Below are 23,980 nucleotides of genomic sequence, written 5' to 3' on the forward strand. Positions count from 1 at the left end.
GTGATAAAAAAGAAGACATGTCGAACAAAAGGCATGTCTTCCAGATTTCATTGCTTGCAGTAAGCAATTGATTTAAATTTTGAAAGAGTTACTTAATTTTTTCTCTTGCAAGGAGTTGTGAAATGACAACTAAAGCCAGTGAAACGATTAACATTACTGTTGCTAGGGCATTCACTTCTGGTGAAATACCAACTTTAACCATTGAATAAATTTTCAGAGGTAAAATTTCATAAGTAGGACCTGTTACAAATGAACTAATGATTACATCATCCAGCGACAGAGTAAAACTTAATAACCAACCAGCAGCAACCGCAGGTTTTGCTAATGGTAAGATAATTTGCTTTAGGATAACCCATTCACTTGCACCTAAATCACGGGCTGCTTCTAGCATCTTCACATCAAAGCCTTTTAATCGGCTGTATACTGTCACAACCACAAATGGCAGACAGAAAGTAATGTGAGCAATTAACAAGGTTAAAAAGCCAAGTTCAAAGCCGATCACCAAGAAGATAGCGAGTAATGAAATTGCCATTACGATATCAGGTGACATCATTACAATAAACAATAGACCATTAACGAACTTCTTGCCTTTAAACTGATAACGAAATAGGGCAACAGCTGTTAAGCTACCAATGATCGTTGCAGCAGTACCTGAAATCACAGCAATGGTGATTGAGTGCCAAGCCGCTTGCATTAAACTATCGTTATTGATGAGAGCTTCATACCATTTCGTAGTAAAGCCGCCCCATTTCATGCCAAATTTACTTGCGTTAAATGAGTTTGCAATCAAAACGATGATTGGCAGGTATAAGAAGATGTATACCAAACTCATGAAACTAAATTTTATTGTGCGCCCCATTAATCTAGATCCGCCTTTTTATTTAATAACTTTCCTGCACGGTAGTATGCGTACAGCATCAATGCCATTGCTAAGGTTAGGGCAATACTGGTTGCTGCACCAAATGGCCAGTCACGAGCATTAAGAACCTGACTCTTAATAACGTTACCAATTAATAGGTTTTTCGCGCCACCTAGTAGATCAGAAATGTAGAACATCCCTAATGCAGGTAGAAGAACTAACAGACACCCACCGATAATTCCTGGCATTGTTAGTGGCAAAACAATCTTCCATAATGTTTGAAGTTTGTTTGCACCTAAATCACGAGCAGCCTCTAGATAAGTACCGTCTAGTTTTTCAATTGCTGAATACAGTGGCAAAATCATAAAAGGCAATAGAATGTAAACTAAGCCAATCATTACTGCACTTTCTGTGTACATAATACGTATTGGTTTATCGATGATATCTATAGCAATTAAGCTTTTATTCAAGATACCTTGCGTGCCTAACACTATTTTTAACCCGTAAGTACGGATCAATGAGTTAGTCCAAAAAGGAACAATGATCAAAAACAGCATAAATGGACGCCATTTTTCAGGCATTTTTGCAACAATGTAAGCGAATGGGTAACCCACAACTAAACATATTAGCGTTGCAACAATGGCCATATAAAATGAGTGCCACAGTACTTTTGCATATAGAGGATCAAAAAGACGTAGATAGTTATCCATCGTAAACGTCATTTCAATTAAATTTGCTTCATCACGAGTTAAGAAACTGGTGCCAATAATCATTACATTTGGAATGAAAACGAACAGCAGTAACCAAGTTACGATAATTGTGATGATGATATTTTGGAGATTAAACTTCTTGTTCATCTGCTAACACCACTTCCCAGCTTTCAACCCAAGTAATTGCTACTTTTTGACCTAAAGAGTGATCAACATCTGGATCATCTTCATTAAAGAACTCACTGATCATTACTCTCATTCCAGAATCTAATTCAAGTACCGAATCTAATGTCATCCCTTTGTAGGTACGTTCACGAACGTAACCTGTGATGCCTTTAGTATCTGATTCTTTAATTTCTTCAAGTCGTAAATCTTCAGGACGCAGCAATACTTTTACTTTGTCACCAGGATTAACATCCAGGTCACAATAAACAATTGCAGACGTATCTTCGATTTCAGCTTTAATGCGTTTTTCATCAAGGCGTTCTAGTACTGTTGCTGCAAACACGTTGATTTCACCGATAAAGCGAGCAACAAATAAGTTCTTTGGTTCTTCGTAAATTTCACGAGGAGTACCGTCCTGTTCGATAACACCATCACGCATTACAATAATACGGTCTGACATTGAAAGGGCTTCTTCTTGATCGTGAGTTACAAAGATAAAAGTAATACCCAATTGACGTTGTAATTGTTTAAGCTCAATTTGCATTTGTTTACGTAGTTTGTAATCAAGTGCAGATAAAGATTCATCTAATAATAGAACCTTTGGCTTATTTACTACTGCGCGAGCAATAGCGATACGTTGCTGTTGTCCACCAGATAACTGATGAGGTTTACGATTTGCCATTTGTGCTAGCCGAACCATCTGTAACGCTTCAGTTACGCGAGGTTCAATTTCATTACTTGGCACATTTTGCATACGCAAACCAAACGCAACGTTTTCAAATACCGTCATATGTGGGAATAGGGCATAGCTCTGGAATACCGTATTCACATGCCTCTGTTCAGCGGGTATTGACGTTACATCTGTCGAATCCAGTAAAATTGTTCCTGCATCAGCGGTTTCAAAACCGGCAATCATGCGTAACACTGTGGTTTTACCACAACCTGATGGTCCTAGAATTGTTAAAAATTCACCGTGATTAACATCTAAATCAAAATTAGAGATCACTTCTTTGCCATCAAAGCTTTTTGAAATGCCGGTTAATTTAATAACGGCTTTTTTTTCGGATTGTTCTGTAACGTTCAATGTCTTTTTATCTCCGCCTTCGGGTTGTGATACCGCGCTTAGTGTTATGAATGTAAGATGGGATTTCGGGCGCATAATAGACCCCAAGTTACGATATTAAAAGTGTTTTTTATTTGATAACCCTATTTTTTTTTAAACTCTTTGTTTTTTAGCGTCTTAGTGTATATATGTTGAGCTTAATTATAGACAAAAATCAGTAAGTTGGTTGGTTTTGTTACAATTAAAAGTTGTTGTTTTCAAAGGATTATTAAAATTCTTTTTTTTGATTACTGCACAGTGAGGATGAAAGCCGTATAATCGCCGCATGTTTTATTGTGGTATACAGAAATGAGCGAACAACCAAAAGAAAAAACGTTTATCCTTGGTGGGAGCATTGAAAAGGCAATGACAGGACAAGTCGAATTGAGCCCTGTCAGCGTATTGCAAGAAGCGTGGAAAAATACGATTACGCATTTCTTTACGTTTTCACCCGCTATTTTATTACTGACGTTTTCTTATATGGCAGTATTCTTCATCGCTTTACAAGTTCAATTAGGTGATCCTGCAATTTTGTTTAAAGCTTTCCTTGGCGAAACGGAGCTAACGACTAATATCTCTTATGCAGCATTTGTGGCAGGATTAAGCGCTCAAGTTATTGTTTCTCCATTAACGGCTGGAGCAAGCTTAATGGGTATGAGTCATGCGGCAGGGCTTAAGTGTCGTTCAAGTTATATTTTTAAAGGAATGGCTTCTGCGGGCATGATCGCTTTAGTTACGATCCTTTCTGAGGTATTACAAGGATTAGTAAACATTTATTTACCAATGGTTGCTCTTTATTTATCAATGGCTTTTAGCTTTGCTATTCTTTTGGTATGTGAGAAAAAAGTTCCGCCATTAAAAGCGTTACTATACTCATTTAGAGCAACGAATAGAAAACTGGCATCTATGCTTCTTATTCATGTTGTGATTATGATTGCTTTGGTGTTTGGCATTGCTTTATATGGCGTAGGTTTAATTGTAGTAATGCCATTTATCTTTAATGTTAAAGGTATTCTTTATCGTAATATGTTCGGTATTACTTTAAAAGTAATGGTGAAAAATGATGAGGATGGTAGCAACAATGATGACAACCATACCCCAAATCAAGATGTTAAAAATAATATTTTCAATGCGTGAGTTCTATAATGATTAAAAAAATTCTTATTCTGTCTGCTGTATTAATGGTGTCTGCTTGTACACCAAAAGAGAATGTTCCTGATTTTAAAGCCTTTACTGATGTAAAAGAGAAAAAAGCAGCTTTCTTTAACTTTATGTATCCAGCGGTAATTACTGAGAATGCTCGAGTGAAAGAAGAGCGTACTTTCTTAGAGTCTTTAGTAATGAAATTAGATAATGATGCGGATATTTCTACAAAAGAATTAGAACAAGCAACTAAGCTATCTAATTTATATAAAGAGAAGTTAACCGATGCAGGGATTACCTCTGGTTGGGTGAATGCAATGTTAGTCAAAGTCGACTATATACCAGCACCATTAGTATTAAGTCAGGGCGCGAATGAATCTGCGTGGGGAACGTCTCGTTTTGCCCGCGAAGCAAATAATTACTTTGGACAATGGTGTTACACTAAAGGTTGTGGGGTTGTTCCAAGTAAGCGTAATGAAGGTGCTGTGCATGAAGTGGCAAAGTTTAATTCATCACAAGATGCTGTTCATGCTTACTTTATGAATGTAAACCGTAATAATGCTTATGCTGATCTTCGTATAATTCGAGCTAAGTTACACAGTTCTCCTGAGGCATTAACGCCTGAGCAAGAAGCGAATGCATTAGCACATGGACTTATTCGTTACTCTGAACGTGGCGAGGCTTACGTTGAAGAGATCCAAGCGATGATCCGTCATAATAGTCAGTATTGGAGATAAAATGAAAAAATGGATTGGTGCGACAACGTTGTCACTGTTGTGTTTGGCGTTACCAGTTAAAGCTGAGCAGTATCGTTTTACTTATTCGAAACTGTATTACCAGTTAAAAGTGAATCAAAAAGAAGGCCATGAAGATGTTCGTATGGCTTTGTTTTTTAATGATTCACAAACGGGTAAAGCCTGTCAAATAACAAAAGCATGGATGGAAAAAGAAGAGCACTATGAAGAATTTACGATTCCAAGTAGTCAGGAGTTACCTCTTCCAATTGATGACAATTTAAAATCAGCTAATCCATTAGTTTATATTCAAACTGAAGAAGGGAAACAATGCGATATTTCAATGGAAGTATTAGCTAATAAACCTTTAACTGGTTCAGTAAGCTTTAATGAATTATCGCTATTAACAAAGCAAATGGACACCATGCTTTCAGATATTGGAGGTATGTTCTCTAAATACTTCATGCCAGATGTTGAAGGGGTTCGTTTTGTTTTTAGTGACAATGTAACGTCACCTATTGCAGCCTCTGATGGTACGGTTATTCCTGTTGAAAATGCAAAAGCAACGATTGATCTTAGAAAGTTTAATGAGAGCGTTTCTTTTGAGTTACCAGCAACAGCATTGAAAGTAACACCATGGCTTGTGAAATAATATCAAGTTATGCTAATGAAAGTATGATTAGATAATTACTGGTTTTGGTTTATTAAATGCATAAAAAATGGCGCTACTTAATCATTAAGTAGCGCCATTTTTATTGTCTGTAGTTATATCAACAAGGCTATTGAACGTTAACAACATCTAATTGAAGTGACGGGTCAAATTCAGTTACGGCGTCATCAGAATCAACTAGTTGAACTGGCATTTCTTCTTTATCAAAACCAATATCTCCACCGTTAATCACTCCAGAATCACGGTTAATACCTTTAAAGTCAAAGGTATTAAAGTCTGCAAGGTGACTCGGAACTACGTTTTGCATTGCTGTAAACATAGATTCAATACGTCCAGGAAACTGTGTATCCCACGTATTAAGCATTTGCTTAACATTTTGACGTTGCATGTTTGGCTGTGAGCCACAAAGGTTACAAGGAATAATAGGGTAATCAGCCATGTCTGCGTACTTGATGATGTCTTTTTCACGACAATAAGCTAATGGACGAATAACAATATGCTCACCATTATCAGAAACTAGTTTTGGTGGCATACCCTTCAATTTACCGCCATAGAACATATTTAAAAACATAGTTTCTAAAATATCATCGCGATGATGACCAAGTGCAATTTTAGTTGCTCCTAATTCATTTGCCGTACGGTACAAAATACCACGGCGTAAGCGTGAGCATAAAGAACAGGTTGTTTTGCCTTCTGGTACTTTATCTTGAACTATTGAGTAAGTATCTTCTTCGACAATTTTGTATTCAACACCTAGTTTTTCTAAGTATTCAGGCAAAATATGTGAAGGGAAACCAGGTTGTTTCTGATCAAGATTTACAGCGATTAGATCAAATGAGATAGGCGCGCTTTTCTTTAAACCCATAAGAATATCTAACATGGTAAAACTGTCTTTACCACCAGATAAGCAAACCATGATGCGGTCGCCATCTTCAATCATATTGTAATCGGCAATTGCATTACCGGTATTACGACGGATTTTCTTTTGAAGCTTATTGAAATTGAATTGCTGCGCTTTGGTTAATTCGCTCATTTATTTACTCTAACCTAATGATGGAACTGATAAGGCGGGTATTATACCCAATCAAGATCAATAAGCGAGTTTCAGCAGGGATTATTTTGTTAATGAAGAAGAGAGGGCGACGAAGTTGCCGCCCTTAATGTGATTAGATATGATTAGGGTCTAAAGGACTAATATAACCTTCAGGTTTTAACGCTAATATATCGCTGTTTAAGAGTGATAATGTATTTTCTGCTGTATTACCAATAAAGATTGCTGATAAGCCTGTACGGCCAGTGGTACCCAGAATAACAAGACCTGCATGCAATTCATCTTCAACCTCTGAGATAACTTCTTCTGTTATCCCTTCATATACATGAGTTTGTTCTTCTGGTATGCCATGATCTTGTCGTAATGCTTTCATTTGAGTTAGATGGTGACCTCGAATGGCATCTTTGTATTGAACTGTATCAAATTCTGGCAATTCAGCATGTATTGATGGCGGTGTAGAAGGATAGGCGTTAACTAGGTGTGGGGTTGAGTTTAAAACCTCGGCAAAGTATTTTGCCTCTTCTACCATTTTATGATTAAGCGCTAGATGTACCGGGTTTTCAGATCCAACATGAACGGATGCTAAAATATTACCATTATCTGGCCATCCTCTTGCTTTTACTAAAAGGACAGGAATTGGGGATTTACGTAATAAATGCCAATCTGTTGGTGTAAAGAAGACGGTTTCAAACTTGGCGTGTTCACGAGTCGCTTTAACTAATAAATTATAGCCATTGTCGAAAACTTCATTAATAATCGCTTCATAAGGGCGATTATGCCAAACAATCTTTATAGTAATGGTGACATGCTCAGGAATATCGTAACTCTCGATAACATCATCGAGCATTTTTACTTTTTGAGATACAACACCATTTCTCATTGCTGTCCTTTCATCTGCAGACAGCATTGATGTCATTTCATAGGAGAAGTCATAGGTAGTACAAAATAGAGTGATCTCAGATGATTTTGTACTGCGTTTGGCAATATCTAATGCCCGATATAAGGCGGGTTGATCGTCCTGATCGATGATCCCTACAGCAAGTATTTTACGGTAGCGGTTCATAATAACCTCCTTGGTAAACCAATTTCATTAAATTGTTCTGTTATATTTACTTTAGCAGTTTAGTAAGGGATTTGTAGTGTTAGGATACAAAAAAGTGAGATACTTCAAAGAGTAGTATCTCACTTTTATATGATATTTTATGGGGTGTTACTTATTTTATTTCTTTAGCAGAGCCAGCAAGTTCAGCTAATGCATCGTGATCATTAATCGTGATGTATTTGCCTTTCACTGTAAGCATCTCTGTTTTTTGGAAGCGTCCCAATAGACGACTGATTGTTTCTACAGTTAATCCTAAATAGTTGCCGATATCACCACGGGTCATGGTTAATCTGAACTCTCTTGGAGAGAAACCACGTTGATGAAAACGAGTTGATAAGTTATATAGGAAAGCGGCTAAACGTTCTTCTGCATTCTTTTTTGAAAGCAACAGAATCATTTCTTGGTCGCCTTTAATTTCGTTACTCATTAAACGCATAATTTGTTGACGAAGCTTAGGCATTTTACCTGATAAATCATCAAGGATTTCATATGGTATTTCACATACCATTGATGTTTCAAGAGCTTGAGCAAAGCTTGGGTGTTCAGCATCAGTAATAGCATCAAAACCTACTAAATCACCAGCTAAGTGAAAAGCGGTAATTTGCTCGTCGCCTTGTTCTGTAATTGTGTAACTTTTGATCGTTCCTGAACGAATTGCATATAGAGAACGTAATTCATCACCGGCTTTAAAAAGCTCTTGGCCTTTTTGAATCGGTTTTTTGCGTTCAATGATTTCATCCAACTGATCTAATTCTGATTCATTTAATGTGAATGGAATACATAGCTGACTAATACTACAATCTTGGCAGTGAATAGCACAACCGCCTGACTGAATTCGTTTGTTTGCTGAGTTATCTGACATCATCTCATTCAATGCTCTTATAATTGATATAAGTCAATTTTAGCATTAACCTGTCCAAAAGTGGTAGCATAAAAACAAAACTATGCAAAAAAATTGTAATTAGTTTAATTGATCTATAGCAATAGATATCGTATGAAGACCATAACTTAATAATAATAAGCCACTTATATTTTTTGTTACCTTATGATTTAACCATGATTTTAGTGTTTGAGCTCCTAGCCCTACGAGAAACATAGCGGGAAGAGTACCTAAACCAAAAGCCACCATAATAAGAGCGCCATTAATAGCACCTCCAGATACGGCAGCCCAGCTTACTGTTGAATAAACAAGTCCGCATGGTAGCCAACCCCATAGGAATCCAAAAGGAATTGCATGAAAAGGTGTTTTTAGTGGTAATAGAGGCTTCGTTAATGGAGATATGTATTGCCAGAGTTTTTTTCCAATAACCTCAACATATACCAGACCTTTCCACCAGTTTGCAATATAGAAGGCCAGTAAGCACATAAGTAAACCCGCAATAATTCTTAAGCATACTAGTGCACTATAACTTTCTGATGTTGCAGCTATAGATATAAATAACCCACCAATAATATATCCAAACAGCGAATATGAAATAATTCTTCCAATATTATAAAGTAAGATAAATGACCAGCGAGGGTAGCTAGTATTGGCTGAATTCATTGTAATTACTGCAGAAATCCCGCCACACATGCCTATACAATGACCTGCACCCATTATCCCGACGATAAAAGCCCCAATGAAATCAATGTTCATCTTTGTTCTTTTTAATTGGAGTATCTTCATCAAATAAAATTTCTGTTCCTTGACGATCAAGATCTTCAAATTGATCACTTTTTACAGCCCAAATAAAGACAGCAACAGCCACACATACCAGCATAATTGCGATTGGGATTAATAAATATAAACTAGCCATTTTCTTTTAATAACCTAAGAGAATTAGAAACAACAATAATAGAGCTACCAGACATACCTACAACGGCAATATAAGGAGCAACTAAGCCCATAACCGCTAATGGCAATATAATGGCATTATAGCCTAAAGCCCAGGCTAAATTTTCACGAATGATTTTTCGTGTTTTCATTGCAAGTTCTCGCGCTTCAATAAGCCGAGAAAGGTTATCACCAAGAAGGATCATATCCGCAGAGGCTTTCGCTACATCAGTTCCTGAACCCATCGCTATTGATAGATGAGCACCAGCAAGAGTCGGAGCATCATTAATACCATCACCAACCATTAGACTTACTTCTTGTTTTGGTAATGATTTTAAATAATCTAGTTTTCCTTGTGGTGTTGCACCTGAAACGATGCCATCTATATCTAACGCTTTCGCAACTTTTTCTACAGAAGAGCTGCTGTCACCAGTTAACATAGTAACTTTAATGCCTAAATGGTGCAGTGATTGAATAAATGCTTTGCTTTCTTCTCGGATCGGGTCATCTAAAGCAAAAGCAGCTATTGGCTGCCCATTTTTAGATAACCATACTTGATAGTCTTGCTGATTTTCTAGTTGGAAATTAGGCGTAGCGAACGCTTTATGGCCTATTTTCCATTCATCTTGACCTGAATAACCAACTAAACCAGAACCAATAATATTCTCAACACGCTCGAAATACGTCTTTTCTGGGGTTCTATACTCAGAAAATGCACGGGCAATAGGGTGATTAGCAAAAGACTCTAGCTCTGCTGCAATGACTTTTGATTGTTGAGGGTTAATACCACCGAAGGTGCTGATTTGCGTTAGGCGAATATTCCCTTCAGTTAACGTGCCTGTTTTATCAATCACCAAGCGATTCACTTTACACAAGGTTTCTAATACATGGCCACGACGAAGCATAAGACCTAACTGAGCTAATCGAGATGTTGAGCAAGTAATCGCTGTTGGTGTTGCTAATGATAAGGCACAAGGACAAGTTGCAACTAATACAGAAAGCATGATCCAAAAAGCGTCATCAGGCTTAGTTTCATGCCAATAGAACCAGGTGAAAGCTGAAATAATCAAGATACCAGCCACAAAATAGCGAGCGACTAAGTCTGCAATCTCTGCCACTTTAGGTTTCGACATTTGAGCTTCATCTTGTAATTTAACAATATTAGATATTAATGAATCAGCTTTGGTTTTCGTTACTTCTATGGTTAGATTTCCATCGCCATTAATCGTCCCGGCATAAACTGGATCGGTTTCTGTTTTAGCGACAGGCATTGATTCGCCCGTAAACATTGATTCATCAATCGCACTGCAACCAGACAGTACAATACCATCAGCGGGTAAGTGTTCTCCTGGTGGAACAATTACGGTATCCCCAACATCGAGTGTTCTAGCTGGTACTTTTTTACCTGATGTTAATGTCGCCATTACAGGAATTAATTTTAATAGATTACCAGTAATGGCTGCGGCCTTACGACGAGCTCGCATTTCTAAAAATCGACCAAGTAACAAGAAGAAAGTAAACATGGCAACTGATTCAAAAAAAACTTCGCCTGTTTCAGTCACGGTTGCAACAACACTGGCAAAATAGGCAAATAACATTGCGATCGAAACGGGAACATCCATTCCTAGCGTTCTCGCTTTTAAACTGCGCCAAGCATTCATATAAAATGGCAGTGCCGAATACAGCATCACTGGCGTTGCAAACACTAAACTAACGTATCGAAGGTAGTTTCTAAATTCAGCATCTAGATCTCCGAATACCTCTAAGTACAATGCCACAGCAAGCATCATTACTTGCATTGTAGCTAATCCAGCAACGCCTAATCGATATAGGTATTGTTTCATTGAATGATGGTATTCTTCTTCTTGCTTATCTGCTTCAAATGGCGCCGCTTTATATCCTAATTGGTGAATAAGAGTAAGAAGGGTGCTTAATTTTGTTTCTTCTGGATTCCAACTTAGCAAAGCGCGATGGGTCGAGGTATTTACTTTGATTTGATGAATCCCTTTTGCATTAGCAAGTTGTTTTTCAATTAACCAAGCACAGGCCGCACAAGATACACCATCAAGTGACAATGTCACTTCTTTGAAGTTGTCGTTAGTTCGTATAAATTCTTTTTGGATCTCACTATGGTCATAGTGCGCTAATGCTTTTAATTGTTCTGGGACTAAATCTGCTTTATCGGCAGGGGCCGTACGATATTGATAATATGAAGAGAGCCCATTCTCTACAATAGTTTGCGCTACTGATTCACAGCCTGGGCAACACATATCACGAGTTTGACCTAAAATATCAACTTGAAAGTGTGAACCGGAAGGTACAGGTTCACTGCAGTGGTAACAATCCTTCGACATAGGTCTACTTGCCTTATTTACCTAGTGGGAAAAAATCTTCGGTGGGGAAGTTAGTACGACCTTGGATCATCCATTCACTATCGTGAGGTAATAACTCAATAAACCAAGGACCAGCTAAAGGCTCTTCTAATTGAATACGATAAACACTTTTCGCATCAGACGTTAATACTTGAGAAAAATCGTGATTTGGTAGGGTTCGATGAGTGAATATAGCTTTAATAGCCGGATTATGCTCAAGTTTTCCTTTGTCTAATTTAATTTCAATGGTATTTCCAACCGAACGAACTTTCGCAAAAATAGAGAGTTCTTGGGCTACTTTTATTTTCGACAGGTCGACATTAATCGCCTTTCCTTTTTTGTAGTAATCTTCAGCAACTAGATCAACATCATTTTCGACAAATAAAACAAAAGTCGTAATACAAGCGACAACAACAGTACCAGGGAGAATGATAAGAAACCAAGGCCAAAACTGCTTATACCAAGGTTGAGACATAGTAATAATTCCTATTAAAGATCTTTCTATAAGTATTTATTATGTTGAAAGATATATGGCAAAAAGATGAGCTTATAACGTATTTTCTTTAAATAGAAAAAGCCCCTGAACATACAGGGGCCTTGTTTCTATTTACTTGTTGCTTAGACTCCAGACATAAGCAGAAAGAAGTTGAACTTTCTCTTCACCTAATACGTCTTTCCATGCCGGCATAACGCCTTGACGGCCATTGGTTACTGTCTCAGTAACTGCTGCACGTGAATCACCAAATAACCAATCATTGTCAGTCAGATCAGGAGCTCCTAGAGCAGGGTTACCTTTACCATCTGTTCCATGACATGCAGCACAAACGATAAATCGTTGTTTACCTGCAGCAGCATCTTTAGCATTAACTTTACGACCTGATAAGCTAAGCGTGTAGCTAACTACTTCTTCTACGCCATCAGCCCCTAAAGCATCACCCCAAGCTGGCATGTTACCAATACGACCATTCATAATGGTTGTTTTGATTGCTTGCGGTTCTCCACCATATAACCATGCGTTATCGGTTAGGTTAGGGAAACCAATCATGCCTCTTGCGTCTGAACTATGACATTGAGAACAGTTTTGTAAGAATAAACGTTGACCCACTTTTAGTGCATCTTCATCATTTGCAATATCAGTAATAGCTCTAAACTCAGACGTTCCTGGCTTATATGCAAGTTTAGAGAATGTTTCACCAAAGCTTGTATTTGCATCGTCTAATTCACGAGCAAATTGGTCTAACGTTTTATCTTTATGAGCACGTTCAATCGATGCTCGTGATTCTTCAACTGTTCGAACGGTTTGATCTGAACTCGTCCAACCTAATACGCCTTTAAAGTTGCCTAATCCTGGGTAAAGAATTAAATAAACAACCGCAAAAACGATTGTTGCCCAGAACATATAAGACCACCATTTTGGTAATGGGTTATTTAGCTCACGAATACCATCGTATTCATGACCCATGTCTTCACCTTCTTCAACGCCTGTTGTATTTTTCAGACAAAAACGAAGAAGTAAACCACAACCTATTAGCGTACCAATGGTAATGACACTTATCCAGAGACTCCAAAAAGTACTCATTATTTTTCGACTCCTGTCTTAAGTTGGCTTGAAGTACTATTTTCTTCTTCATCAGCAAAAATCAAATTAGCCGCTTCTTCAAAGCGTGTCTTTTGTTTTTTACTGTATGCCCAGAAAATAATGCCTACCATGCTTAAAAACAGAATAACTGTCCAAATTGCATGAATAGTTCCAGCGTCCATAGGGACCTCCTTACTTCATTGCGTGGCCAAGAGACTGAAGGTAAGCAATAAGTGCATCCATTTCAGTCTTGCCTTTAACCGCTTCAGATGCATTTTTAACATCATCTTCAGTGTATGGAACACCAAAGTTATTACGGAAAATGGCAATTTTCTTCGATGTTAATTCACCGTCAAGCACGTTCTCAGCTAACCAAGGGAAGCCAGGCATGTTTGATTCAGGAACTACATCACGAGGGTTCATTAAGTGAACACGATGCCACTCATCAGAGTATCGATCACCAACTCGAGCTAGATCAGGGCCTGTACGCTTAGAACCCCATAGAAATGGATGCTCCCAAACACTTTCACCAGCAACTGAATAATGACCGTAACGTTCCGTTTCTGCACGGAATGGGCGGATCATTTGGCTATGACAAACATTACAACCTTCTCGGATGTAGATATCACGGCCTTCCATTTCTAGAGGAGTATAAACTCGTAGGTTCTCAACAGGTTCTGTTGTCTGTTTTTGGAATATTAGTGGAGTGATCTCTACTAATGCACCAAAACTAATAGCAACAATAACCAATACAGCGAGGAGGCCAACATTTTTTTCTATGATTTCATGACGATTAGAACTCATAATCTGATCTCCTTATAGTGCTGGTTGAGGGATAGCTTTTAGACTGTTCTTCGGAGCAGAAATTGTTTTATATGCATTAAATGCAAGTAAGAACATTCCTGATAAGAAGATTAAACCGCCTAAGAAGCGAACAAAATAGAATGGATAAGAGGCTTCTAAAGACTCAACAAAGCTATACGTTAATGTGCCATCCGCATTTACTGCACGCCACATTAGACCTTGCATAACACCTGAAATCCACATTGCTACAATGTAAAGAACCGTACCAATAGTCGCTAACCAAAAATGAACATTGATTAGTGATACAGAGTACATACGTTCTTGACCAAATAGCTTAGGAATTAAGTGATATAAAGAACCAATTGAAACCATTGCAACCCAACCTAACGCACCAGAATGTACGTGACCGATAGTCCAGTCAGTATAGTGAGATAGGGCATTTACAGATTTAATCGCCATCATCGGACCTTCAAAGGTAGACATACCATAGAAAGATAGAGAAACGATTAAGAATCGAAGAATAGGGTCATAACGAAGTTTATGCCAAGCACCAGACAGTGTCATTATACCATTGATCATGCCGCCCCAAGATGGTGCGAATAGAACTAATGACATAACCATACCTAATGACTGAGTCCAGTCAGGTAAAGCTGTGTAATGTAAATGGTGAGGACCGGCCCAGATATAAAGAGATACTAATGCCCAAAAGTGAACAATAGATAAACGGTAAGAATAAACTGGACGTTCTGCTTGTTTTGGTACGAAATAATACATCATACCTAAGAAACCAGCAGTCAATAGGAAACCTACTGCATTATGGCCGTACCACCATTGAACCATTGCATCAACAGCACCAGAATAAATCGAATATGACTTACCTAGTGATACAGGAACAGCAAGGCTATTCACAATATGAAGAACCGCAACGGTTAAAATGAATGCTCCAAAGAACCAGTTTGCAACGTAGATGTGAGATGTCTTACGTTTAAACAAGGTTCCAAAGAAAACGATAGCGTACGCAACCCAAACTAAAGTGATTGCGATATCAATCGGCCACTCTAATTCTGCGTATTCTTTACCTGATGTCATACCTAGAGGCAACGTAATTGCTGCTGCTAAGATAATTGCTTGCCAACCCCAGAAGGTGAACGCAACTAATGGACCACCAAACAAACGTGTTTGACAAGTACGCTGGACAACATAATAAGATGTTGCGAATAGGGCACTTGTGCCGAATGCGAAAATTACTGCATTAGTATGCAGAGGACGCAAACGGCTGTACGTAAGCCATGGTGTGTCGAAATTAAGTTGCGGCCAAACTAACTGAGCGGCAATTAGTACACCCACACCCATGCCAACAATTCCCCATAGTATGGTTACTAAAGAGAACTGACGAACAACGGTATAGTTGTAGTTTTGTTCATGCTGCTGTACTTGGCTCATAATTGCATGCTTCCACTTTTATTATAACTACACTTTACTTTCCATAGTGCGAACAAATTGTTCGCAATGCCATCCAAAATTCAATCTCTAATAATTAGATTTGTGACCCTTTTATTTTGAAATATCCTTTTTTAATGCAAAAATGGCATTTTCGGCATTAATGATACTTCACTTCAAAAATGAATCATAGTTGATGCCCACAGTATATTTACGGTTAAGCAACATTTTTTCATTTTTTTTGAACTAGATAACACAGGTTTTTTCATCTATGGCTATAGAAAAGTTAACAGGTCCTCGTTTATATCAACTTATTTTCTTGTTGGTAGTATTAATCTCCGCGTTTACTTGGAGAACAATAACCTATGTCCCAACAAGTGATGTGAGTCTAATAAGTGAGAATTTAAAGATTTGTGACATAACAAATCAAGCATGTATGTTGAATACTGATAATAATCAGATCATTATTGACATACAAGAAAGACCAATTAAGCAAAATTCTGAGATCATTGTATCAGTAGCAGGAATAGACTCTAAATGGAAAATGGAGGCAGAAGGAGTTGATATGAATATGGGAACATTGAAATTCAATCCTCTAGAAACTGAAGATAATATGCAATTGTATTCAGTTTTTGTACCAAAATGTAAACATAATGAAATGAAGTGGCAAATAAACTTATCTTCAGAGAATCGAGTAATAAATGTTATATTTGATTCTAAAAAATAAATATTTTCAATATGTTATATAGATAAAGTATAAAAACTAACCGCTCATATATAAAAAAATACTTTTAAAGCATAAGTAATAGTATTTGGAGCGATTATGAAGATAATTAGCAGTATTTCACAAAAAATAGACTCAAGAGTTGCAATTGAAGAATGCCTCATGATTCTAGAAAAAGAGCTTACTGAACCAAGTATTATACTTTGCTATTTCACTGAAGAGCACAATGAAAAAATCATACTGTCTTTATTAAAGAAACAATTCCCAAACAGTAAAATCCACGGCTGTACTTCATGCCAGGGAATTATGACTGATGATGGTTTTGTCTCAAATTCGGTTTTTTATCCCTCTTGCAAAGTATCATATTCATTTCATTCTGGTTATGCTCCTTTTGATATTTCAGGTATTGCAACCAAAACGAATAAGCGGACACTCTATGAAATAGACAATAGACAATAGACCAATAGTCGAAGTCTATAAAGAGTGGACTCAAATGTCTGATTTAATAAATAAAGACCAAAATTTGTTAGAGCATATGGCTCAATATCCTTTAGGTAGGGTTGCGGGATTGAATGCAATTCTTGGCCTAGTCGATATATTTCACGATAGTTCTTTATCTGAATCTCAAATCGAATGGCTTAATCAAATGGAAGGTTCAGCACTATTATTAGTGATGTATTAGACATTTCAAGAATAGAAGCAGGGTCGTTTACTTTAGATGAACAACCTATTGATTTGCTAAGTACAATTAATAGTGCGGTTGATTTTTTCAAGGATAAGATAGACAAAGATCTAATTACTTTAAGTGTGACAGTGTCACACCTTGTACCAATCTATGTTTATGCCGACCCAACACGAATAGCTCAAATTATATTCAACCTTGTAGGAAACGCGGTAAAATTCACTAAAAAAGGACTTATTTGTATTAATATCAATCAAACAGTTCATGGTCAAACTTCAATATCCGTTACAGATACTGGCATTGGAATTGGCAAGAATGCATTAAATCAGTTATTCCAACCATTTGTGCAGGCTGATAGCTCAATAACTCGCCAATATGGAGGAACTGGATTAGGTTTGGCGATTATTAAACACTTAACTGAGTTAATGAATTGCGAAATTAAAGTAGAAAGTATTTTAAATGAAGGTTCCAATTTTACAGTTACATTTCCATTAAAAGAAATAACCGAGCAACAATTAATAACCGTTAATAACCGTTAATAAAGCTTCAGATTTAGAACCGCTAGATCTAGCAATAAACAAAATTCGAATACTTGTTGCTGAGGATAATAAAGCGAATCAGGCAATTATTCAGCTAATGCTAGAAAGGCAAGGACATCATGTTTACATAGTTAGTAACGGTGAAGAGGCCATTTCAGAAATCATAAAAGAAACGGTTCAAAATTATGATTTAGTTTTAATGGATGTATCTATGCCAATCAAAGATGGGATTACGGCAACTAAAGAATTAAGAGACCTTGGATTTACATTACCTATAATTGCAATAACAGCGCATGCAATGAATACTGAAAAGAAAATATGTTTAGATGCTGGTATGGATAATTTTATTTCAAAACCAATAAGAGCAATAGAATTAAAAAAGCTGTTAGTATCATTAGATCTCTAAGCTAATAATCAATGGATAAATACGCAGTATTATTTAATGATTATTAGCTATTTTATGGTAAATACGATTATGGTTAAATGGATAAGCTTTAAGTAGATGAAATAGAGAATGGGGAAGCATATATAGATATTATCTAGATACACCAAACCCTATTTAACATAATATACATAATGCGCACTAAAGTGCCCAATAAATCAAAGAAGTAATTATCTGATAATTATACGTTTTAACCAATTATCTGTTATTTATCATTATTAGGTTTGTATCCGTTTCTGCTTATAGCTAAACTAACTTCATATTATACTTTTTGTTACCTTGTCACGATTTGAACATTCTCCTTCCTATCATCAACAAGTTAAGGCTATTCAATGAATTTAAAAAAACTGGTTTTATCGATTTTACTCTTCAACGTCACGATAATTTCAGGCTGTACTAGTTATTCGATTACTGAAAAAGAAATGACCGACTATCTTTCTGATGAGATTCATGTAGAAAAATCGGTTGGTATTCCTGGTTTTCTCTATGCGCAAGTTAATGTCGAAAATGTTGATGTGCATATTGGCCGTATTGATTCGAATCGAATCAGTGTTTTTGCCAATACCACTGCAGAGATTCAAATGATGGCTGAGATTAAACAGAATTTAAATTTAACGTTAGAATTTAGCGCTGTACCTGAATATGATAAAGACGCTGGCGAAATTTATTTAAAATCTCTACGATTAGAAAAGTTTGAAGATAAAAATAAGCAACTCTCACCCGATCTTGTTACCTTATTAAAGCCAGCTGTGTCTATGATTGGTTATGCATTATCAAATGAACCAGCCTATAAACTGAGTTCTGATAAGCTAAAAGAATCTTTAATTAAATCAGCTAAACCTAATTTGGTAATCAAAAACCATAAGCTCGTGATTGAGTTGTTTGATTAAAATACAGCGTTAATTTAGTTATAGTGCATTAAACCGTGCATAACTAGGAACTGCTAAAACATTTGTTAATTATTGCTTTAGCAACTCATGTAGATCCGCTTTTAAAGATGATACCGTTTGGCTCGCCTTTTCTGTTCTAGAGGCTTCGCTTAGTAGATATTCAATCGTATCAGAAAGTGTTGAATCAAGATCTTGAGCTCTAAGCGATAATTTTTCCCACACACGAAAATCCAAATCGATGGATTTCTTACGAGTATGTTCTTGCTCTGCATTAAAATGACGTTTTCTTTTGGCACGAATGGCCTGCTTTAATTTGTTTTCTAAATCAGGATTCATATGCTTTTGCATCCATTCAAGCGCTTTAACTGGCTCATGTTCTAATTTTAGAAACTCACCAACAAATTGTGCCTGTTCACTCGAATCGATATAACTAGTAATAGATTCTCCCATACGGTGTTTATTAAATAAATACATCCATTTCCAACCAGCTTCTAGGTTTTCAAGTTGTTGATATTTCATAGGCACACTCAAGAATAAGGAAAATCATATGGTGACAGTGTAACCCTACTTATCAATTTCTTCAATAAAATAACGCTATAATGAGATTCAGCCCTAATTGATAATGTAACTACTGAAAAATCAGACGTATGTGGTTATGTCATGTATAATCAATTTTATTTTTTATTTATAAGTAAGCATGCAGTTAGACACACCATTTTTAATTACGCCACAATATGATCATATTCAAGATGTGTTGAATCAGTCTCACTCAATTGATGCGCAATCACCCTATTCTCTACAGCCTAGATTAACGCAAGCTTTAGAGCGATTCTCTCACATAAATGGTGTAAACATTCTTCAAATCAATGCGTTAGATAATCATGTTTATCGTGAATACGTAGCGAATTGGCTAAAATTAAATACTTCAAATCGTTTAGTAACCTCAGAATCAGTTCCTGTAATCATTGCAGAAAACGCTTCAGAGACTGAGCTTTTTGGTGTTTATCATAATAAAAGTGATGTATTAGAAGCCGGATTATTACAAAAAGCTCATGGTGGTTTTTTAGTTATCTCTCCAAGTATCTTACTTGCAAATCCGATCTTGTGGCCGCGTTTAAAAAGCCTATTACAAGGTCATACTGTTACCGTCCCTACAAGTGATTCAAAATCACCAACACTTAAAACACATCATTTAACTGTAGATGTGAAATTAATCATTGTAAGTGATCGTGCTCTGTTAGGTGAAATTGAACAACTGGAGCCGGATTTACTAGCTGGTATGTCGATGTTTGCAGAATATGAATTTGATACCAAAGTATCTAACGATTCTATTTCTGCATATCAACAGCTAATCAATTCTCTCATAATAAAACATAAACATTTACCATTAGAGAATGGCTCCGCTCTACTTCCATTACTAAAGCTGGGAGCACGTGAGTGTGAAGACCAAACTCGAATTAATTTATGTTTATTATGGCTAAACGCAATATTAGCCAATGCATCTTTATCTTCAGCATCACAAAAATATATTAATGCTGCTGATTTTACCCAATCATTTGATGATAAGTACTATTTAGAGTCTTATTTACCATCACGAGCATTGGACGATATTTTAGAACAGAATATTTTCATTGAAACTGACGGTGAAAAAGTTGGCCAAATCAATGGCCTAACTGTTGTATCTGTGCCTGGACACCCTATTTCTTATGGTGAGCCTTCGCGTATATCTTGTGTTGTTCATGTTGGTGATGGGGAATTATCAGACGTAGAACGTAAGGTTGAATTAGGAGGTGATTTGCATGCCAAAGGGATGTTGATCATGCAAGCTTATATACTTAGTCAGTTAAATACTCATGAGCCATTACCATTTACGGCCTCTATGGTGTTTGAACAATCTTATTGTGAAGTTGATGGTGATAGCGCAAGCTTAGCTGAATTGTGTGCATTTTTAAGTGCTCTAGCAATAAAGCCGATCAGCCAAAGTTTCGCAATTACCGGCTCAGTCGATCAATTCGGCATGGTACAACCTATTGGCGGTGTAAATGAAAAAATAGAAGCTTTCTTCCAACTGTGTGAAAAGCGTGGGTTAACAGGTGAACAAGGTGTTATTATCCCAGAAACAAATGGAATTAATCTTGTACTTTCAGACGATGTAATTCGTGCAGTTGAAGAAAAACAATTTACTATTCATGGTATTAATCACGTAGAACAAGCTATTGAGCTATTAACTGGTTTACCATTACAATCTGAAGAACACGAATCAATTTTTTCTTTAATTGCTCAACATATCGAAGATGTTGAGCACAATCCAAACCAATGTTCAGCTCTATTGTGTCGTATAAAGAACTGGTTTAACCAGCGATGATCCGACTTGATAAGCGTACAAGTGTTCGCTAGAATCTCAGCAACTTATTTAGGAGTAATACTTTAATGCAAAATAAACCTAGTTCTTACAATCGTGAAGATTTACTAGCATCAAGCCGTGGTGAATTGTTTGGTCCAAATGGCCCACAACTACCGGCACCAAACATGTTAATGATGGATCGCATCCCTCTTATGTCTGAAACTGAAGGCCTATTTGGTAAAGGTAAAGTGATTGCTGAGCTAGATATTACTCCAGACCTTTGGTTTTTTGATTGTCACTTCCCTGGTGATCCTGTAATGCCTGGTTGTCTTGGCCTTGATGCTATGTGGCAGCTTGTTGGCTTCTTCCTTGGCTGGGTTGGCGGTCAAGGTAAAGGTCGTGCTTTAGGTGTCGGTGAAGTTAAGTTCACAGGTCAAGTCCTACCAACAGCCAAAAAAGTAACTTACGAAATTGATTTTAAACGCGTTATTAACCGTAAGTTAGTTATGGGCTTAGCTGATGGTCGCGTACTTGTTGACGGTAAAGAAATCTATGTTGCTAAAGATCTTAAAGTAGGACTTTTCCAAGATACTTCTGCATTCTAATAGAATTTTAGTAATGATAAAAGCCAGCAAGTTGTTGGCTTTATTTTTAATAGCAATAAACAAGTTATAGTGCACTAGATTAAATATACTTTATCTCAGATGAAATTAAAGCCTCATAAAGAGGCTTTAATTAAAATTCTATTTAATGTTTGGTTATTTAAATAAACCTGAATGTTTGTCGTCTCTTGCGTCCCGCCAGCCCCCAAGCCAACATGAACGAGCATCCATTGATTGATACGGGCAATTCTCTGATGAGCGGCCATTTAAACCCGCTTTATACCCTTGTGATTGTGCTCGTTCTAAACGGTCACGCTTTTGTCTCTTCATAGTTCAGTCCTCATAGATGGAAGGCATAATGCTTCAATAAATATACTACTTTACTACTTCATACCCTTTTCGTTAGGGTTCACCATAAACATTTTATGGTGACAACATTAAGAATCGGACAAATTAGAGACTTTTTCAAGTATAAAAAAAGCCCGAAGTCTCATATTGTGACTCCGGGCTTAATCTTATAAATCAGTTTTATTTAATTTTCTTTCGCATGAAACCAAATAAACCTAGTAGTGTCAGAGCACCAAAACCAAGTGAACCACCTTGGCGTTCACTTGCGGTGCTTTCATAAGTACGCGGTTCTATATTTCGTTGAGCTTCATCGGATATAGGTACAAGCTTAACGGCAACAACTGTTTCGTCACTATCTCCACCATCACAATAAGCATTATGTGCCGTTGAATCATAACCACCAGAGCACATCACCGCTGTAGCAGAAATCACCCCGGCATCATTTATATCAGTTGCATCATAAATACGATATTGATTGTTGTTATCCGTTGTTCCAGAGACTTTACCGTCATTTGTTAAATCATCAAGTAACCAAGCTTTAACTTTACCATCTCTTTTATCTTCAAAAATATTTCTACGCCCAGCTATTGTTCCATTTCCATCATATGGATAAATAAACGCACGTTGACGACGCTGCTTACCATCATATTCACGGTGGTTTTCTGAATCAATTCGGCCAACAATTTCATTATAATTGTTAATACTACCCATTTCGCCACCAGCACCATTGAAGAAAATACTACCATCAGAACTGTCTAAAAAGTGAGCGCTTGGTGAGTTGGCATTCGCAACCACAAATAAACGATTCGCCGCAGCTCCATTTTGCGGGTAACGACCAGAACGTTTAGCTTGACCTGCAACAACCAAATTTTTATTAATGTTTGTCGCTACTGAATTTGTATTAGTATTATCATCACCAGCATCAACTTCAGCGCCATTAATCAGTATTGAATCAATTTTAGTTAAAGCACCACTGCCTTCAATGTGCGCTGTAAAAATAGTCGCATTCATATGCTGATCTTTATAGTTGTTGTAACCAACACCATAAAATGTTGAACCATCTACATAGAGATCACGCATACTCCCTTGAGCATAGTAATCACCATCTTGTTCGTCATTATACGCCCAATCAATAGCAGTTAACGTCGTATCATTCCATACAGCTGCTTTTGATGAGTAATAATACCTATTATCTCCAACACCACTTTTAGTTGATGTACTCCCCACAACATAGGTACCATCACTAGCCCATGCTCTAGATTGAGGTTTGGTTAAAATGTCAGCATTAGCAACATCTGAAAATACTTCATTACGTTTACTTGAAGTACTATAGTTGCCAATAGTACTAACGGAACCACTCGCTTTGCTAAATGAATTAATAACTGTATTTATGGCACCTGCTGGAGCTTCAGCTGTACCTTCAATAAATGCCAATGAATTAGGCGTGTCACTTCCATAAGTTTCATTAGACCAACTTGACCAACGATCAGAAGCCCAGTACTCACATGTAGCGTAACCTAATTGGAAAAAGCAATAATCTTCAAATCCATCATAATCATCTTCAATGTAACCAAATGAGTTATCCATCGCGAAAGGCACTTCTTCACGATATGAGAAGCCATCTGGGCGCTCCCGAGTCTCGCCTGCTAGTTTATAGTCAGTGCCAAGCCCACAATCCTTTTCGAAACATCCCTTAGGAAAAGTGGTATTATCTGCAATTGGAGACGGCTGAATAGCTGTACCATAATACTCAGATCCAGAAACTCCTGGAGTTACTTCCACCACTTTATAAAGCGCCGCTTGCGCAGGAAGCGCAGCGGACACCAAAACAGCTAATGTGGTTAATTGTAATTTACTACTCATTT

At 37.1% G+C, this 23,980-nt stretch carries 28 protein-coding genes; 11 read left to right on the forward strand and 17 right to left on the reverse strand.

The features are described 5' to 3' along the window. Window positions 1-88 precede the first annotated feature (88 nt). The 3 genes from potC to potA are packed head-to-tail and all read right to left on the reverse strand — an operon-like array spanning window position 89 to window position 2,818. On the reverse strand, window positions 89-859 hold the full coding sequence (potC, locus tag AC2IP4_RS06735) for a spermidine/putrescine ABC transporter permease PotC (RefSeq protein WP_375322434.1): 771 nt from the start codon (window positions 857-859) through the stop codon (window positions 89-91). Next, a complete protein-coding gene (gene potB, locus AC2IP4_RS06740) occupies window positions 859-1,716 on the reverse strand; it encodes a spermidine/putrescine ABC transporter permease PotB (RefSeq protein ID WP_375322433.1) in 858 nt (285 codons plus the stop codon). Before potB ends, potC begins: the two co-directional genes overlap by 1 nt. After that, window positions 1,700-2,818, reverse strand: a complete 1,119-nt coding sequence (potA, locus tag AC2IP4_RS06745) for a spermidine/putrescine ABC transporter ATP-binding protein PotA (RefSeq protein ID WP_375322788.1) — start codon at window positions 2,816-2,818, stop codon at window positions 1,700-1,702. The genes potB and potA overlap by 17 nt, the downstream gene beginning before the upstream one ends. Before the next feature lie 327 nt (window positions 2,819-3,145). On the opposite strand from potA, the gene AC2IP4_RS06750 reads away from it, so the two are divergent. The 3 genes from AC2IP4_RS06750 to AC2IP4_RS06760 are packed head-to-tail and all read left to right on the forward strand — an operon-like array spanning window position 3,146 to window position 5,365. Continuing rightward, window positions 3,146-3,973 carry a DUF2189 domain-containing protein gene (locus AC2IP4_RS06750; protein ID WP_375322432.1) on the forward strand — a complete coding sequence of 276 codons (828 nt, stop codon included), beginning with the start codon at window positions 3,146-3,148 and terminating at the stop codon, window positions 3,971-3,973. 8 nt (window positions 3,974-3,981) lie between these two features. Next, window positions 3,982-4,716, forward strand: a complete 735-nt coding sequence (locus AC2IP4_RS06755) for a glucosaminidase domain-containing protein (protein ID WP_375322431.1) — start codon at window positions 3,982-3,984, stop codon at window positions 4,714-4,716. Between the two features lies 1 nt (window position 4,717). Next, window positions 4,718-5,365 (forward strand): DUF2987 domain-containing protein, encoded by a 648-nt coding sequence (locus tag AC2IP4_RS06760; RefSeq protein ID WP_486310712.1) that lies wholly within the window; start codon window positions 4,718-4,720, stop codon window positions 5,363-5,365. Between the two features lie 127 nt (window positions 5,366-5,492). Here AC2IP4_RS06760 and ttcA read toward each other — a convergent pair whose 3' ends face one another. The 11 genes from ttcA to ccoN all read right to left on the reverse strand — a co-directional run bounded on the left by ttcA (window position 5,493) and on the right by ccoN (window position 15,547). Then, entirely contained in the window at window positions 5,493-6,416 is a 924-nt protein-coding gene (gene ttcA, locus AC2IP4_RS06765; RefSeq protein ID WP_486310713.1) for a tRNA 2-thiocytidine(32) synthetase TtcA, read from the reverse strand. 133 nt (window positions 6,417-6,549) lie between these two features. After that, on the reverse strand, window positions 6,550-7,497 hold the full coding sequence (gene uspE, locus AC2IP4_RS06770) for a universal stress protein UspE (RefSeq protein ID WP_375322428.1): 948 nt from the start codon (window positions 7,495-7,497) through the stop codon (window positions 6,550-6,552). A 151-nt stretch (window positions 7,498-7,648) separates the two neighbouring features. Further along, entirely contained in the window at window positions 7,649-8,401 is a 753-nt protein-coding gene (fnr, locus tag AC2IP4_RS06775) for a fumarate/nitrate reduction transcriptional regulator Fnr (protein WP_060990993.1), read from the reverse strand. Window positions 8,402-8,497: 96 nt separating this feature from the next. Next, window positions 8,498-9,172: a sulfite exporter TauE/SafE family protein gene (locus AC2IP4_RS06780; RefSeq protein WP_486310714.1), complete on the reverse strand. Its 675-nt coding sequence runs from the start codon at window positions 9,170-9,172 to the stop codon at window positions 8,498-8,500. Next, window positions 9,162-9,332 carry a cbb3-type cytochrome oxidase assembly protein CcoS gene (gene ccoS, locus AC2IP4_RS06785; RefSeq protein WP_375322426.1) on the reverse strand — a complete coding sequence of 57 codons (171 nt, stop codon included), beginning with the start codon at window positions 9,330-9,332 and terminating at the stop codon, window positions 9,162-9,164. Before ccoS ends, AC2IP4_RS06780 begins: the two co-directional genes overlap by 11 nt. Beyond that, entirely contained in the window at window positions 9,325-11,703 is a 2,379-nt protein-coding gene (locus AC2IP4_RS06790; RefSeq protein WP_486307278.1) for a heavy metal translocating P-type ATPase, read from the reverse strand. The genes ccoS and AC2IP4_RS06790 overlap by 8 nt, the downstream gene beginning before the upstream one ends. A gap of 13 nt (window positions 11,704-11,716) precedes the next feature. Next, window positions 11,717-12,196, reverse strand: a complete 480-nt coding sequence (locus AC2IP4_RS06795; protein ID WP_375322424.1) for a FixH family protein — start codon at window positions 12,194-12,196, stop codon at window positions 11,717-11,719. A gap of 132 nt (window positions 12,197-12,328) precedes the next feature. Then, window positions 12,329-13,300, reverse strand: a complete 972-nt coding sequence (gene ccoP / locus AC2IP4_RS06800; RefSeq protein WP_060990988.1) for a cytochrome-c oxidase, cbb3-type subunit III — start codon at window positions 13,298-13,300, stop codon at window positions 12,329-12,331. After that, a complete protein-coding gene (locus tag AC2IP4_RS06805; RefSeq protein ID WP_060990987.1) occupies window positions 13,300-13,482 on the reverse strand; it encodes a cbb3-type cytochrome oxidase subunit 3 in 183 nt (60 codons plus the stop codon). The genes ccoP and AC2IP4_RS06805 overlap by 1 nt, the downstream gene beginning before the upstream one ends. Window positions 13,483-13,492: 10 nt before the next feature. Further along, a complete protein-coding gene (ccoO, locus tag AC2IP4_RS06810; protein ID WP_060990986.1) occupies window positions 13,493-14,104 on the reverse strand; it encodes a cytochrome-c oxidase, cbb3-type subunit II in 612 nt (203 codons plus the stop codon). A 12-nt stretch (window positions 14,105-14,116) separates the two neighbouring features. Then, window positions 14,117-15,547 carry a cytochrome-c oxidase, cbb3-type subunit I gene (ccoN, locus tag AC2IP4_RS06815; RefSeq protein ID WP_105054714.1) on the reverse strand — a complete coding sequence of 477 codons (1,431 nt, stop codon included), beginning with the start codon at window positions 15,545-15,547 and terminating at the stop codon, window positions 14,117-14,119. 268 nt (window positions 15,548-15,815) lie between these two features. On the opposite strand from ccoN, the gene AC2IP4_RS06820 reads away from it, so the two are divergent. The 6 genes from AC2IP4_RS06820 to AC2IP4_RS06845 all read left to right on the forward strand — a co-directional run bounded on the left by AC2IP4_RS06820 (window position 15,816) and on the right by AC2IP4_RS06845 (window position 18,821). Next, window positions 15,816-16,271, forward strand: a complete 456-nt coding sequence (locus AC2IP4_RS06820) for a hypothetical protein (RefSeq protein WP_486310715.1) — start codon at window positions 15,816-15,818, stop codon at window positions 16,269-16,271. Between the two features lie 96 nt (window positions 16,272-16,367). Next, window positions 16,368-16,727 carry an FIST N-terminal domain-containing protein gene (locus tag AC2IP4_RS06825; RefSeq protein ID WP_486307277.1) on the forward strand — a complete coding sequence of 120 codons (360 nt, stop codon included), beginning with the start codon at window positions 16,368-16,370 and terminating at the stop codon, window positions 16,725-16,727. Between the two features lie 34 nt (window positions 16,728-16,761). Beyond that, on the forward strand, window positions 16,762-16,950 hold the full coding sequence (locus AC2IP4_RS06830; RefSeq protein WP_486310716.1) for a hypothetical protein: 189 nt from the start codon (window positions 16,762-16,764) through the stop codon (window positions 16,948-16,950). Window positions 16,951-17,081: 131 nt separating this feature from the next. Beyond that, complete coding sequence (locus AC2IP4_RS06835; RefSeq protein WP_486310717.1) at window positions 17,082-17,489, forward strand: ATP-binding protein; 408 nt, start codon at window positions 17,082-17,084, stop codon at window positions 17,487-17,489. A gap of 97 nt (window positions 17,490-17,586) precedes the next feature. Beyond that, on the forward strand, window positions 17,587-17,895 hold the full coding sequence (locus tag AC2IP4_RS06840; protein WP_486310718.1) for a response regulator: 309 nt from the start codon (window positions 17,587-17,589) through the stop codon (window positions 17,893-17,895). 368 nt (window positions 17,896-18,263) lie between these two features. After that, window positions 18,264-18,821 carry a YceB family lipoprotein gene (locus tag AC2IP4_RS06845; RefSeq protein WP_375322420.1) on the forward strand — a complete coding sequence of 186 codons (558 nt, stop codon included), beginning with the start codon at window positions 18,264-18,266 and terminating at the stop codon, window positions 18,819-18,821. A 69-nt stretch (window positions 18,822-18,890) separates the two neighbouring features. Here the strand turns inward: AC2IP4_RS06845 and matP are convergent, their stop codons facing one another. Then, window positions 18,891-19,340, reverse strand: coding sequence for a macrodomain Ter protein MatP (gene matP, locus AC2IP4_RS06850; protein WP_105054709.1), 450 nt, complete (start codon window positions 19,338-19,340; stop codon window positions 18,891-18,893). Window positions 19,341-19,518: 178 nt separating this feature from the next. On the opposite strand from matP, the gene AC2IP4_RS06855 reads away from it, so the two are divergent. Continuing rightward, on the forward strand, window positions 19,519-21,186 hold the full coding sequence (locus AC2IP4_RS06855) for an AAA family ATPase (protein ID WP_375322419.1): 1,668 nt from the start codon (window positions 19,519-19,521) through the stop codon (window positions 21,184-21,186). 65 nt (window positions 21,187-21,251) lie between these two features. After that, window positions 21,252-21,770 carry a bifunctional 3-hydroxydecanoyl-ACP dehydratase/trans-2-decenoyl-ACP isomerase gene (gene fabA / locus AC2IP4_RS06860; RefSeq protein WP_060990979.1) on the forward strand — a complete coding sequence of 173 codons (519 nt, stop codon included), beginning with the start codon at window positions 21,252-21,254 and terminating at the stop codon, window positions 21,768-21,770. Between the two features lie 153 nt (window positions 21,771-21,923). Here the strand turns inward: fabA and rmf are convergent, their stop codons facing one another. Continuing rightward, a complete protein-coding gene (gene rmf, locus AC2IP4_RS06865) occupies window positions 21,924-22,097 on the reverse strand; it encodes a ribosome modulation factor (protein WP_060990978.1) in 174 nt (57 codons plus the stop codon). Between the two features lie 198 nt (window positions 22,098-22,295). After that, entirely contained in the window at window positions 22,296-23,978 is a 1,683-nt protein-coding gene (locus AC2IP4_RS06870) for a DUF3466 family protein (protein WP_486310719.1), read from the reverse strand. Window positions 23,979-23,980: the final 2 nt, after the last annotated feature.

The organism is Aliivibrio thorii (assembly GCF_057368585.1).